The organism is Neptunitalea chrysea, assembly GCF_027924145.1.
GTDB lineage: Bacteria > Bacteroidota > Bacteroidia > Flavobacteriales > Flavobacteriaceae > Neptunitalea > Neptunitalea chrysea.
Genome location: NZ_BRVP01000001.1, coordinates 198,634 through 212,439, shown reverse-complemented (window position 1 = coordinate 212,439; position 13,806 = coordinate 198,634). Strand labels below are relative to the sequence as shown.

Genomic DNA, 13,806 nt, shown 5'->3' with positions numbered 1-13,806 from the left:
TCGCTATTCACGAATCTTCTTAATTATATTATTTCAAAATCAATATTAGTCTCTACCACCACCAAAAAATCTAAGTAGTAATAAGAATAGGTTAATAAAATCTAAATACAACGATAATGCACCCATTATAGCCGATTTATCCTGGATTTCAATTACCTCATCACTTTTAGTTGTCATTATACCATTGTAAATATTTTTTAGTTTTTGCGTATCGTATGCTATTAAACCGGTAAACACTAAAACCCCTACATAAGTAATAATCCAATACAAAAGTCCGCTACCCATAAATACATTTACCACACTAGCTATAATAACACCTATAAGCGCCATAAATAAAATATTGCCCCATTTCGTTAAATCACTTTTCGTAAAGTATCCGTAAGCACTCATAACTGCAAAAGTACCTGCTGTTATAAAGAAGGTATTTGCTATAGAGCCCATAGTATATATTAAAAATATAATTGATAAAGTAGCCCCATTTAAAGCTGCATAAACCATAAACATGGCCGTTGCATTGCCCGAACTCATTTTATGAATATTAGCAGACAAATACCACACTAAAGCTACTTCACTAATAATTAAAGCCCAAAACATTATCCTATTAACAATTATAGCTTCAATTAAAGCTTCATTTGTTGAAACATAATATGCTACAACTCCTGTTATCACCAAAGCCACTGACATCCACATATATACTTTAGTCATAAAAGCAGCTAATCCGCTATCCGCTTCGCTTCTAATAATTGGTTCTCTGTTGTTCATTTTTAATTTTGTTTTTATGAAATAAAAGTAACATTTTTTTTATAAAAAAATCAAAAAGCCCTTTTAAAATAAAAGGGCTTTAAGTATACTTTATGATTTATCTTACTTAGATGATTATCATCGCATCTCCGTAAGAGTAAAACTTATAGTTTTCCTCTATTGCTTTTTTGTAAGCTTCCATCATTAAATCGTGTCCTGTAAACGCCGAAATCATCATTAACAAGGTAGATTTTGGTGTATGGAAGTTTGTAATCATACAATCTGCAATACTAAACTCATAAGGAGGGAAAATAAATTTGTTTGTCCACCCTTCAAACGGATTTAATGTTCTATCGGAAGATACAGAACTTTCCATCGCTCTCATAACTGTAGTACCCACAGCACAAACTCTTCTTTTTTCATCTTTCGCCTTATTTACTGTATTACAAGCCTCTTCAGAAATTGCAATCTCTTCACTATCCATTTTATGTTTAGAAAGATCTTCAACCTCTACTGGATTAAAAGTACCTAAACCAACATGTAATGTAACCTCTGCAAAATCAACTCCTTTAATTTCTAATCTTTTTAGTAAGTGTTTAGAAAAGTGTAAACCTGCTGTAGGTGCAGCTACTGCCCCTTCATACTTAGCGTAAATAGTTTGATAACGCTCTTCGTCCTCAGGCTCTACATCTCTCTTAATATATTTAGGAAGTGGTGTTTCACCTAGTTCTTTTAGCTTATAACGAAACTCTTCATAAGACCCGTCATACAAAAAACGTAATGTTCTACCCCTAGAGGTTGTATTATCAATAACCTCAGCTACCAAACTTTCGTCTTCACCAAAGTATAACTTATTACCTATACGAATTTTTCTTGCTGGGTCTACCAAAACATCCCATAAACGTTGCTCTGCATTTAATTCACGTAACAAAAACACTTCAATTCTAGCTCCCGTTTTCTCTTTGTTACCAAAAAGTCTAGCAGGAAAAACTTTGGTATTATTCAAAACCATTACATCACCTTCATCAAAGTAATTTATAATATCTTTAAATAATTTATGTTCAATAGTTCCTTCTTTTCTGTTAATTACCATTAATCTGGCCTCATCTCTGTTCTCAGAAGGATACTCTGCCAACAATTCTTTTGGTAAATCAAAATTGAAATGTGATAACTTCATTCTTAGTTTTTTAATGTTTTGAAAGAGAAAGATATACCTTCTCTCTATTTAAGTGTGCAAATATACTATCTCAAAACAGGGGTTGTCAAGTAAAAAGGGAAAAATAATTTTCTTAAACAATAACATCAACCCCTAACAACTTCATATCCTCCCAAAAATCAGGGTACGATTTAGACACTACCATTGCATCATTTATAATTAATGGAACTTTTATAGTTAACGGAGCAAATGCCATTGCCATTCTATGATCGTTATACGTATCTATAGCAACATTCTCATTAAAATGAGTAGATGGCTGTAGGAATAGTTCCTTATCAGTTACCTTAATAATTGCTCCTAGTTTTGTAAGCTCAACTCTAAGAGCTTCTAACCTATCCGTTTCTTTTATTTTTAACGTATGTAAACCACTTAATTCACAACCTATACCTAACCCAAAACAGGTAACCGCAATCGTTTGGGCAATATCAGGAGTTTTGGTTAAATCAAAAGCTACATTTTTAACTTCATCTGTTTCCTTTGTTAACACTAAAGTGTTTGCATCAAAAACTGTAGACACTCCCATTTCTTTATAAAAGCTGGCTAATGCACTATCTCCTTGTAAACTGTTTTGTTTATAACTGGTAAGCGTTATTTGCGAACCTACCTCAGCTAAAGCCACAATAGAATAGTAATACGAAGCAGATGACCAATCAGACTCTACTACCAATGTGGTTGGTTCTACCTCTTCTTTTACCGGATATACTTTTATAAAATTACCTTCAAACTTGGTTTTAATACCAACCTCATTTAATAAGGCCAAGGTCATTTCTATATAAGGTATCGAAGTAATTTTACCTATTAAGGTTAATTCAAGTCCATTTTCTAATCGTGCTGCCAATAATAGTAATGCCGATATATACTGACTACTAATATCTGCAGGTAAGGTAACTTCTGACTTTGTTAGTTTTTTTCCTTTAATATGCAAAGGCGGATACCCTTCCGTATTTGCATAGGTAATTTCGGCTCCTAAACTATTCAGTGCATCTACCAAAATTTTAATAGGACGTTCTTTCATACGTGCAGACCCTGTGAGCAACACATTGCTTCCCTCTTTACCTGCAAAATAGGCCGTTAAAAAACGCATAGCCGTACCTGCATGATGTATATCTACCACACTACTATCTGAAGCCAAACCTTTCTGCATTACAACTGCATCATCAGAGTTTGATATGTTTTCTACCTGTATAGCAGGAAACAACGCTTGTAACAACAATAATCTGTTTGTTTCAGATTTACTCCCCGTTATATTAATAGTCTCTTTAAAAAAAATATGAACTGTACTTACTTTATAATTCACTTTGCTCTTTATTTTCTATCAGCTCAAAAGTATAGATAAGCCACTCAAAAAACAATACGAGTACTCAAGTTTGGTAAAACACTAATAAAAAGTAAAAAAAAACGGCTATTGTCTTATAAACAATAGCCGCTCTTTATTATTTTAAATAAATAACTTATTTCAATTTTTCATTATTATGATGACGGTCATGATCACGTTTTGTTTTCATATCCATCTTTTTATCAAAAGACGCTTGCAAATCAATTCCTGTTTGATTTGCCAAACACAATACCACAAATACAACATCTGCCAACTCTTCACCTAAGTCTTTATTTTTATCACTTTCTTTTTCAGATTGCTCTCCATATCTACGAGCAATAATTCTGGCTACTTCACCAACCTCTTCCGTTAGCTGTGCCATATTTGTAAGTTCATTAAAGTAACGTACTCCGTGTTCTTTAATCCAGTTATCTACTGCTATTTGTGCATTTTTAATATCCATTGGTACCTATTAAGCTTTGGACAAAATTATCTTTTCTGATTCAATTTCCACCATTTTACTAAAAAAGTCTTTAATATCTTTATAGTAACTCGGATTAATTAATCTCATATTTAATTTGAAATCATACACAATTTGAATACCCATCGCATTTGTCTTGAAAAGGTAGTATACTTCTCCTAAACCATCAGGTAAAGGCATTTTATTAGATTGTGGTATATACTCTACTTTATATCCGTCAGGAATATTAAGACTAAAGTTATACTTGCGCTCAAACGGATACTTAAAATCCATAGGATACTCTCTGGTATCTGACACAAAAGGAGAACTCCCTGTAGTTAAAAACAATAAAGGATTAAAATATAATTTACCTCCAATATCCTCTACCAAATCTTCTGAAAAGAAACTAAAACTTTCCAATGCCTTTTTATCTGAAGATTTTTCATTGGTTACTTTAAAGTCTGAAATCTCTATACCACTAAGCTCATTTTCTCTATCTCTGGTATAATCATCTAAATTACTACCCTTAAAATTAGTTCTAAAAATCATAGCACTATGCTGGTCATACGCATAACGTACTTTACCCTCAATGCTTCCATCATCAGCTAGAGTAGCCATTAGATTTACAGCAGTGAGAGAAGGATCAGGACTACGTAAAGAAATTTTATTCCATCTCATACTGTTATTATTAATATACATTCCATCATAATAATAATCATCTAGCGGAAGTACATTAATTTCACTAAACTCTCTTGTTGCATCCATAACATACTCCTGATCATTAATAACAGCATACGCAATTACATAATTAAGCCCTTTTAAGGTAGGGAATAGCGGTCTTACTTCATCCTTTGTACATATTACTACCGGATTTGCATCAATATCAGCATAACGTAACATGGCTACTAATAATAAATTAATATCTGCTGCATTCCCCTTTTTCTCTTTTATCGTTTTTTTTAAACCATTATAAAAATATTTCCCTTCAAACCCATTCCAAGTATAATTCGCTTTAACATAGTTAAAAATATTTTTCATTTTTTGTAGCGGATCAGATACTCCTGAAATTAATGGGTCGGTGATATCATCTACAAAACGAGCCTTATCTAGATCTTCTGCATAATCATCATCGTTTCCTATCTCTTTGGCAACATCTCCCCAACTTTGTGAATATCTCACATAACGAGTATCTAATTCCACCTGAGATAACTCAAACATAATACTACCTCTATAGTTATCTAGATTATCTACGAAAGGTTCATCTTTTAATGCTGGAATATTTTCTTGAGAATATCTGTACACATCAACGTTAACACCTGTACGGTGATCCATTTTACGCTCTGTTGTAAGATTAACAAACGTATTTCCTCTTAAAGTTCTGGTATACGTATAGACCTTAGGAGTTCTAATTTCTGCATAAAACTTCTTAACAGGAATTTCGTACTGGAAATTTAAATCATCAAACGATCTATAAAAAGGAGAGGTAATTTTGTATTCAATTTCAATAACAGACCCCTCTTTTACATTAGGTAACGTAAAAGTAACTTCATCTAATCTATAGGAAAACTCCTTTTTAAAAATCTGATCCTTATCTAATTTTGTTTCGTTAATTTTTGTTCCATCCAGATTATAGGTTACCGCCTTTATTTTACTAATTTGCTCTTTACTACTCCCCGATTTATACAAATAGACTGTTTGAGTAGCCCAATCAAACCCTTCTTTGTTGTAAATTTTAATTTTCTTGTAAACTTCCGTCGTTAGTTCAATAGTAGACGTCGTGGTAAAAATATAACTATCTCTATAGTTATATAAAATAGCCGCTTCGGCATCAGCATCTGTGGGATAACTTACCTCTTGTAATTCTTCTTTGGATACATGCCCAAATTTATACTTCTGGGCATAGCTTTTACCCAATACAGCAAGCATAAACAGTATGAGGATTTTTTTCATAGTTTGTTATATTTATCGGTTATTAGCTACTATATTAATTTACTTTCTTCAGAACTACTTTAGCATTATCTGTTTTAGAAGCACTTCTAATAAAATTTCTAAAATCATTGTACTTTTCTTTGTCATAGGTTCCCGCATTAAGACTCATTTTTCTATGATATACAAGCGTCTTCCCATTTGCTTCAATACGCATTTCATAGTTTCCAAATTCATTACTTTTATGTACCGGATCTGGTATAAAATCAATAGTTACATTCTCTGGAAGTTCTATAGTATACGTATCTTCATCTGCAAATCCACGAACAATATAAAACGGCGTAGTTCTATTTCTATAACGTTCAGGAGTACTCAATCTATTATTAAAAAAATTTGGTATTAACAAGCCTATATCACCGGTATAACTAATAATGGAAGGCGCATCAATTGTTATCTTTTCAGTAAACTTCACAGACGTTTTATCATTTTCGAAAGCAATACTATCTATGGTAAGGTTATTTAAATTTTTCCAATATCTTTTATAATATTCCTCTTTCTCATCACTATCCATTAATGATATTCTGAAACGATCATAAACTACCCCCATATCTTCCAAGGTAACCGTTCCATCTAACCAACCATCTGCATCTATCGTACAGTTCGCTGTGATAATTTGCTTATTCACTTCATTTTTATAGGACGTTGTTCGTTTCATTTCTCCCCCTTCAGGTGTTATTGCCAAAGCAGTTCGGTTATCGGTAAAACTTCCTATATAATTGAAAGGATCATCCTGACTAGTACAATCTATCCAAACATCTTTTCCATCAATAGGAATATCTAAAATAATATGGTTCCCCTGTATACTTACAAAATCCTCTTCAAGACTTTTTGGATAGTCGCTCTCTCCATAAATAACGCTATAATAAGAAGTTACACCTACAGCATCTAATAAATTCTTGGTATAATTAGTTAATGCTTTACAATCTCCATAACCTAATTCATCCACTTCACTAGCTTTCATTGGTCTCCAACCACCAATACCTACTTGTACACTAATATATCTTGTATTTTGTTGCACATACTCATATATAGCTTTTGCTTTTTCATACGTTGAAGGCTTATCAGCAACTAATGCTGTCATTTTTTGTTTAGTCTCTTCAGGAAGGTCAAAAGTTTCCTTTAAAAGTTCATTATACATCCATGTGCCAAATGCCATCCAAGAAGAGGCATCTCCATCATACCCCTCCAAATGAAACTTACTTAGCCCAAACATCACCTTAGGATATAACATATCATCAGGCGGACTCATTACTTCTGGTTTTAAAGCAAGAATATTTGAAACACTGTATGTAATATTGGTTCCTGATTTCTCTTTAGTAACATCATAAGCATCCAAATTAAACTCCTTTGTACGCAAGCCTAGGTCGGCGGGTGCAGTAATCGTATACACACTTTTCTCCACCCCTACATAATTATGGGACAAGGCATACCAAGTTGAAATAAAACCTGTGTTATGATCAATTACTTCTGACGTAAACACAATCGTATATGGATATGAAGTAGCCGTATAATTGGCATATTTCACTCTTGAGTCTCCGTATAAAGTACCGCCACTCACAGCACTCACATCTTCAAAATCTTTTTCTTTAATATGTTCTATTTTCTCTCCTTCTTCATCTAAAATTAAAGCATCTAATTCCTTAATTTTAGTATTAGGATCGTAACCCTCAAACATTCTCGCATAACGTTTACCCTGTTCATTTAAAATAGTAATCACAAAAGTGGTTTCTACCTTTTGGGTTCGCCTATCTTCAATAGTTACTTTTGTTTCATCTAAACGTACTACTGCATTCGAATTTTTTAAAAGGTTTTCAGGAATTTCTGAGACTGGATAAGACTGAGATTTTGCAGAAATAGCAAACACCCCAGCGATAAAAAGGGGTATTATAAATTTGTTCATTATTGGTTGTTTTGGCTAAATTAACAATTTTCATACAAAACGCCCTTAAACAAACTTTATTTTCGCAATAAATAATTAATAACTTCTGATGCCGCCTGTAAGCCAAAAGCCGCAGGCATATAGCTTATAGTACCATAAAAAGAACGTTTATAATTACTTCCATCTGTTTCTTTTACACTCTCCGCTATCTGAATTTCTGTAGAATATACTGCTCTAATACCTTTATTGATATTTACCTTTTTTAAACGCTTTCTAATTTGTCTGGCAAACAAGCACTCTTTGGTATTACTAATGTCTGATACCTTTACTTTAGAGGCATCTAGTTTTCCTCCTGCTCCCATAGAACTAATTAACTTTACCTTCTTACGTTTAGCTGCAATTATTAAATTTAGTTTAGGTGTTAAACTATCAATACAGTCCATCACATAATCAAACTCTGGTGTTACCAATTCAAAGGCACGCTCAGGAGACAAAAACTCTTTTAATACCGTTAATTCTATATCAGGGTTTATCTCCTTAATACGAGCTTCCATAACGGCTGCTTTCGATTTTCCTATAGTGCTATCTAATGCTGGTAATTGTCTGTTTTTGTTAGTTTCATCAAACGCATCCCCATCTACTATAGTCATTTTACCTACTCCTGCACGGGCAATAAACTCAGCTGCAAAAGACCCCACTCCACCAAGTCCTACAACTAATACATGCGCCTTTTGCAACTTTTGCAATCCTTCCTCTTTTACTAATAGCTCTGTACGCTCTAACCAACTCATACCTTAAATACCTCCTTAAAATTTTTAGTTATAATTTGTTGAATCTCTTCAATATTCACATTCCTTAACGCTGCTGCCTTTTCATATACGGCTTTAATAGAAATGCCCAACTGATCATCAGTTTCTAAAAAGAAACTTTCTGGCAACAAGTTTGCAAAAGTACGTTGTACAGATGAATTTTTAAAAAGTGCCGCACCAAAAGATAACTTAAAACCCGCTGACACCATCTGATTTGCTAGCTGTTCATTCTTTGTAAACCCATGCAATATCCATTGTTGAGATGGTTTAAGCTCCTTTTTCAACTGATATATTTCCTGAAAAGATTTTACACAATGAATAATTAAAGGTTTTTGCAATGTTTCGGAAAGTGCTATATGATCTTTAAAAACTGATAATTGTAGATTATAATCGGTATCAACTACCTTATCTAAACCGCATTCCCCTACCGCTAAACAAAAAGGGCTTAACGCTTTTTTAGTCAGCAACTCAAATTGATTAGTTACCTCATTTGCTTTCAAATACCATGGGTGATATCCTACCGAAAAATACCCTTTTGAGACCGTGTCTTGTGGAAGTTTATTGACTATTGTAACGTTACTCTCCGCTGTAATTTCTGAATGTGTATGAATATCTATGAAATGCATACCAATTACTCCTTATTCTTAGTATCTATTAGAATAGTTACAGGTCCATCATTCAATAAAGCTACTTTCATATCGGCACCAAAAATACCGGTTCCTACTTTTTTCCCCAGATCTTTCTCTATCTGTTTTACAAATGATTCATATAACGGAATAGATACATTAGGTTTTGCTGCTTTTAGATAAGACGGTCTGTTGCCCTTTTTAGTAGATGCATGCAGCGTAAACTGACTAACCACAATAACATCACCTCCATCATCCAAAATACTTTTATTCATTACACCATCGGCATCATTAAAAATACGCATCCCTATAATTTTTCTGGAAAGCCACTCAATATCTTCCTGCGTATCCTCATTTTCTATACCAATCAAAACAAGTAATCCTTTTTTAATACTGGAAATCACGTTTCCATCAACGGTTACACTTGCTTCTTGGGTTCTTTGTACAACTGCTCTCACTTATTCTTCTCCGTAAATATCAGTTCTATAATTCTCTTCTTCTCCTTCTAAAATTTGTAAGTAACTGCGATATCTACTCCAAGCAATCTTATCATTGTCTAATGCCTCTTTCACTGCACACTTGGGTTCATCTACATGCAAACAGTTGTTAAACTTACAGTATTGTTTTAATGCAAAAAACTCAGGAAAATAATCGCCTACCTCTTCTTTCTCCATATCAACAATCCCGAATCCTTTAATACCGGGCGTATCTATAATACTAGCTCCAAAACTAAGATCAAACATTTCTGCAAATGTTGTTGTATGTTGCCCCTGCTTATGTTGTTCAGAAATAGAAGCTGTTTTTAAATCCAATCCGGGTTCTAATACATTTATAAGGGTTGACTTACCCACGCCCGAATGCCCAGAAAACATACTTACTTTTCCTATCATTAAATCTTTTACCTGATCTACATTTTTTCCTGTTGTACCCGATATCTCTATACACTCATAGCCAATTTTTCTGTACACAGCAGTTAAGTATTTAGCTTCCATTATTTCTTCCTCTGTATATGAATCTACTTTATTGAATAATAAAACAGTGGTAATATCATACGCCTCGGCAGTTACCAGAAATCGATCTATAAAACTAGGAAATGTTGGCGGATTGCTTAATGTTACCAAAAGAAACACCTGATCTAAATTAGCCGCAATAATATGGGTACGCTTAGACAGGTTAACAGACTTACGGATAATGTAATTTTTACGATCATGTATTTCATGAATTACTCCTACGGTTTCATCCCCTAGGGTTTCCAAATTAAATTCTACCTTATCCCCTACCGAAATAGGATTGGTACTTTTAATGCCTTTAATTCTAAACTTTCCTTTAATACGGCATTCGTATTGTGTTCCGTCTTCAGTTTTAACGGTATACCAACTTCCGGTAGATTTGTAAACAAGTCCTATCATGCATTGTTATTAGAAATACAAAATAACAATATTTACAAAGAAAAAGCCTCCGATTGGAGGCTTTTTTATCTATTTCAATTCTTTAAGCATTTCTTTTACCGCCGCTTCCAGCTGTGTATCTTTTCCATTCAAAAAATCATTGTATGGCAATGGCACCAAAATATCTGGTTCTAACTCCAGATTTTCAGTGGGTCTGCCTTCAGCACCAATAGTAGCAATCATAGGAATCCCAAAAATAATACTTGGGTCTATTTGGCGTTCCCACCAAACAGCTGTACCGGTACCTGCTACAGGCATCCCTACTAATTTCCCTACACCATTTTGTTTGTAGATATAAGGAAAAATAAAAGCATCACTATAATTTCCTTCACTCATTAAGACAATACTTGGCTTAGTCCATCTAGACATAGGCTCACCTCCCTTTACAGCATGTCCTTGTGGAGCAAAAGTTAAATACTTTTTACCAGTTAAGAAGGTATTCAAGTCGTCATGTAACCATCCACCACCGTTAAAACGAGTATCTACAATAATAGCTTCCTTATCCATATTTTTACCTAGTACATTTTCATACACCTCTCTAAAGCTACCATCATTCATACCTCTTACATGTACATACCCTAAACGTCCTCCACTTAAAGAGTCAACCATTTTTTCCATAGTATGCACCCATCTTCTGTACATTAAGCTGTTTTCTACATAAGAAGGTTCTGGTTTTACAGTAACATCAAATGTCTTACCCCCCCTCTCTATAGTTAATAAAGTATTCTTATCTACAAGATTGATTAAATATTTATTCGGATTTTCGGTTGCTGTAATGCCATACCCGTTTACTTTAGTAATCACATCTCCTGCTTTTACATCTATTTCCGCCTTATCTAAAATACCTCCATGCAATACTTCAGCAATTTTAGCACCTTTTCCTTCGTAGGTCTCATCATATAAAACTCCTAGTGAAACAGTACGATCTCCCGAAGGTGAAGGGTAATATCTACCACCTGTATGAGAAGCGTTTAACTCCCCTAAAAACTCACTTAATAGTACTCTAAAATCGTAGTTATTATTAATATATGGTAACATCTTACCATACTCGGTATAATACATATCCCAATCTATTCCGTGCAATGTAGGATCGTAGAATTTTTTAGTAACCTGTCTGTATACATGGTCAAATATGTATTGACGTTCTTTAGCGGCATCTACTTTCATATCGGCATCAATAGCCACATTTTCTACACTACCACTTTCCGCATTAATTTTTACTAAATGCCCTCTGTTACTTAAGAATATGAATTTTTCATCATCACTTAATTCAATACTACTTCCAGAACCTCCTAGTTTAGCAAGTATTTTGGTTTTATGCGTACGTGGTTCGGTTACCCAAAGATCAAATCCTTTTTCAAAATTAGATAGGTAGTATACTTTGCTACCATCTTTGTTTAACACATAATCACTAATACTTGAACTATTAATAGTAAGTTTTACTTTTCTGTAATCAAGATCTTCAAGATTTAATGTTAACGACGTAACTTCCTCTTTATCTTCTTTATCTTTTTTGCTTTTTTTCTTAGACTTTTTGTCGTCTCCTTTGCTTTCTTCAGCTTCTTTTTTCTCTTTCTCGTCTTTCTCTATTTCTTCAAGTAGTTTATATTCGTCTTCACTTAACGTATAACGGTCATACGCTTTCTGATCAAAAAACACAGCAAAAATATCTACTTCTCTACTTCCCTGAGTAGCCAACGATTTTCTACCTTCTTTACTACTACCATAAGTCATCATTTTACCATCCATAGCCCACTTAGCTCCGTTTTCTCCAAAACCACTATTGATAGGATGTTTAATTTCACCGGTACCATCCGCTTTAATTAAAGCCGTATTGCTACTAAACATATATCCCTTTTCATCATCTACCAACAACCACTTACTGTCTGGGCTCCAGCTATACCCCCAATCGCCATCTGCATAGGAGTAATTTCTACCTTCAGGGAAAACTGTTACTATTTTACCCGAGTCTACATCTAATACTTTTAAAATATTACGCTCTTCTATATATGCTATCTTTTTACCGTCAGGTGAAAACTCTGCCTGGAACTCTTCCTTTTCTGTAGCAACTACCGGCTCCGTTTTAAACAATGTAGCCGCATAGAAATATTTCTCTTCAGGACGATCCATAGTTACTTTATACACATCCCAACTATCACCTATTTCTCCAGAATACAATAATGTTTTTCCATCAGGAGACCAACTAATCATACGCTCTTGTTGTGGCGTATTAGTGATTCTCTTGGTTCTGGAATCATCAACTGCAGTTACAAAAACCTCTCCTCTATTCACAAAGGCAATTTCTTTTCCATTAGGACTTACCACAAACTCGGTTACACTACTAATATTCTTGTCTTCTATTAACTGAAAACCTGCATCATTATGGATACTTATAGTTAGCTGTTTTGGAGCTCCATTAGAAAGTTTGTACAAATCTCCTTTCCATGTATACAATAAATCTCCTTTATCTGAAATACTTAATTCCCTAACCGGAAAATCTTTATAAGATGTCAATTTGGTTTCAGAACCTGTAGCTAGGTTTAACTGATATAAATTTTGAGTTCCGTCTTTTTCATTAAGATAAAATACAGAGCTTCCATCTGCACTAAAAAACGGTTCTCTGTTTTCTCCTTTAAAACTAGTTACTTCTTTATAACTATCATTTGCTATATCATAAATCCAAATATCTCTGGTAATAGCAGCCGTATGGTGCTTACGCCATGGATCTTCGTATCCTTTTCTATCTTGAAAAATAATTTTACTTCCATCTGCATTAAAATGACTTTCTTCGGTCCCTGCCGCAGTAATTAAATGAATTCTACCGCCCTTAACTGGCACCTGATACAAATTTTGGAAATATCTGGTCCCTGGAAAACGAACACTTTCTGCGGGTGCATTTCTTCCACTTCCAAACAATACCTCCGAATTATCAACGGTAAAATCATAAGGATAGTCATCTGCACTGTGAAATGTTACTCTATTAGGAATGCCCCCTTTAGAAGATACGGTATACACATCAAAATTTCCATATCGGTCACTTGCAAATGCAATAGTGGCTCCATCATTACTCCATACAGGGCGCATATCATAATATTCACCTACGGTTAGCGGAACAGCTTCTCCTCCTTCAGAAGATACCGTATATAAGTTTCCCATATACCCAAAAGCAATTGTTTTTCCATCTGGAGAAATAGATGGGTACCGCATCCATCTAGCACTTTCTTGAGCGCTAAGTGCTGTTATACTTAAAAGCATACACAGGCGTACAATCAGTTTTTTCATGAATTCTAAGAATTAGTTACGATTTAAAAGACAGGGAAAGATTT

At 34.0% G+C, this 13,806-nt stretch carries 11 protein-coding genes; all 11 read right to left on the bottom strand.

All coding sequences use genetic code 11. The features are described from left to right. Window positions 1-45 precede the first annotated feature (45 nt). On the bottom strand, window positions 46-762 hold the full coding sequence (locus tag NBRC110019_RS00885) for a Bax inhibitor-1/YccA family protein (protein WP_281751372.1): 717 nt from the start codon (window positions 760-762) through the stop codon (window positions 46-48). A gap of 106 nt (window positions 763-868) precedes the next feature. Beyond that, the gene (queA, locus tag NBRC110019_RS00880; RefSeq protein ID WP_281751369.1) at window positions 869-1,918 is read right to left on the bottom strand and encodes a tRNA preQ1(34) S-adenosylmethionine ribosyltransferase-isomerase QueA; all 1,050 of its coding nucleotides are present in this window, start codon (window positions 1,916-1,918) and stop codon (window positions 869-871) included. Between the two features lie 112 nt (window positions 1,919-2,030). Beyond that, window positions 2,031-3,254, bottom strand: coding sequence for a 3-phosphoshikimate 1-carboxyvinyltransferase (locus NBRC110019_RS00875; protein ID WP_281751367.1), 1,224 nt, complete (start codon window positions 3,252-3,254; stop codon window positions 2,031-2,033). 154 nt (window positions 3,255-3,408) lie between these two features. Continuing rightward, entirely contained in the window at window positions 3,409-3,735 is a 327-nt protein-coding gene (locus tag NBRC110019_RS00870) for a nucleotide pyrophosphohydrolase (protein ID WP_281751366.1), read from the bottom strand. 9 nt (window positions 3,736-3,744) lie between these two features. Then, window positions 3,745-5,682 carry a transglutaminase family protein gene (locus NBRC110019_RS00865; protein WP_281751363.1) on the bottom strand — a complete coding sequence of 646 codons (1,938 nt, stop codon included), beginning with the start codon at window positions 5,680-5,682 and terminating at the stop codon, window positions 3,745-3,747. 34 nt (window positions 5,683-5,716) lie between these two features. Beyond that, window positions 5,717-7,618, bottom strand: a complete 1,902-nt coding sequence (locus NBRC110019_RS00860; RefSeq protein WP_281751361.1) for a DUF3858 domain-containing protein — start codon at window positions 7,616-7,618, stop codon at window positions 5,717-5,719. Window positions 7,619-7,674: 56 nt separating this feature from the next. After that, complete coding sequence (locus NBRC110019_RS00855) at window positions 7,675-8,388, bottom strand: tRNA threonylcarbamoyladenosine dehydratase (protein ID WP_281751359.1); 714 nt, start codon at window positions 8,386-8,388, stop codon at window positions 7,675-7,677. After that, complete coding sequence (locus NBRC110019_RS00850; RefSeq protein WP_281751357.1) at window positions 8,385-9,032, bottom strand: TatD family hydrolase; 648 nt, start codon at window positions 9,030-9,032, stop codon at window positions 8,385-8,387. Before NBRC110019_RS00850 ends, NBRC110019_RS00855 begins: the two co-directional genes overlap by 4 nt. Before the next feature lie 5 nt (window positions 9,033-9,037). Continuing rightward, window positions 9,038-9,490 (bottom strand): D-aminoacyl-tRNA deacylase, encoded by a 453-nt coding sequence (gene dtd / locus NBRC110019_RS00845; protein ID WP_281751355.1) that lies wholly within the window; start codon window positions 9,488-9,490, stop codon window positions 9,038-9,040. Beyond that, window positions 9,491-10,441 carry a ribosome small subunit-dependent GTPase A gene (rsgA, locus tag NBRC110019_RS00840; RefSeq protein WP_281751353.1) on the bottom strand — a complete coding sequence of 317 codons (951 nt, stop codon included), beginning with the start codon at window positions 10,439-10,441 and terminating at the stop codon, window positions 9,491-9,493. It abuts the gene before it with no gap. A 69-nt stretch (window positions 10,442-10,510) separates the two neighbouring features. Continuing rightward, window positions 10,511-13,762, bottom strand: coding sequence for a S41 family peptidase (locus NBRC110019_RS00835; RefSeq protein WP_281751351.1), 3,252 nt, complete (start codon window positions 13,760-13,762; stop codon window positions 10,511-10,513). Between the last annotated feature and the right edge of the window lie 44 nt (window positions 13,763-13,806).

Coding starts and splice junctions, on each gene's coding strand:
- NBRC110019_RS00885 (WP_281751372.1), bottom strand. CDS start 762: ATGAACAACAGAGAACCAATTATTAGAAGCGAAGCGGATAGCGGATTA.
- queA (WP_281751369.1), bottom strand. CDS start 1,918: ATGAAGTTATCACATTTCAATTTTGATTTACCAAAAGAATTGTTGGCA.
- NBRC110019_RS00870 (WP_281751366.1), bottom strand. CDS start 3,735: ATGGATATTAAAAATGCACAAATAGCAGTAGATAACTGGATTAAAGAA.
- NBRC110019_RS00865 (WP_281751363.1), bottom strand. CDS start 5,682: ATGAAAAAAATCCTCATACTGTTTATGCTTGCTGTATTGGGTAAAAGC.
- NBRC110019_RS00860 (WP_281751361.1), bottom strand. CDS start 7,618: ATGAACAAATTTATAATACCCCTTTTTATCGCTGGGGTGTTTGCTATT.
- NBRC110019_RS00855 (WP_281751359.1), bottom strand. CDS start 8,388: ATGAGTTGGTTAGAGCGTACAGAGCTATTAGTAAAAGAGGAAGGATTG.
- NBRC110019_RS00850 (WP_281751357.1), bottom strand. CDS start 9,032: ATGCATTTCATAGATATTCATACACATTCAGAAATTACAGCGGAGAGT.
- rsgA (WP_281751353.1), bottom strand. CDS start 10,441: ATGATAGGACTTGTTTACAAATCTACCGGAAGTTGGTATACCGTTAAA.
- NBRC110019_RS00835 (WP_281751351.1), bottom strand. CDS start 13,762: ATGAAAAAACTGATTGTACGCCTGTGTATGCTTTTAAGTATAACAGCA.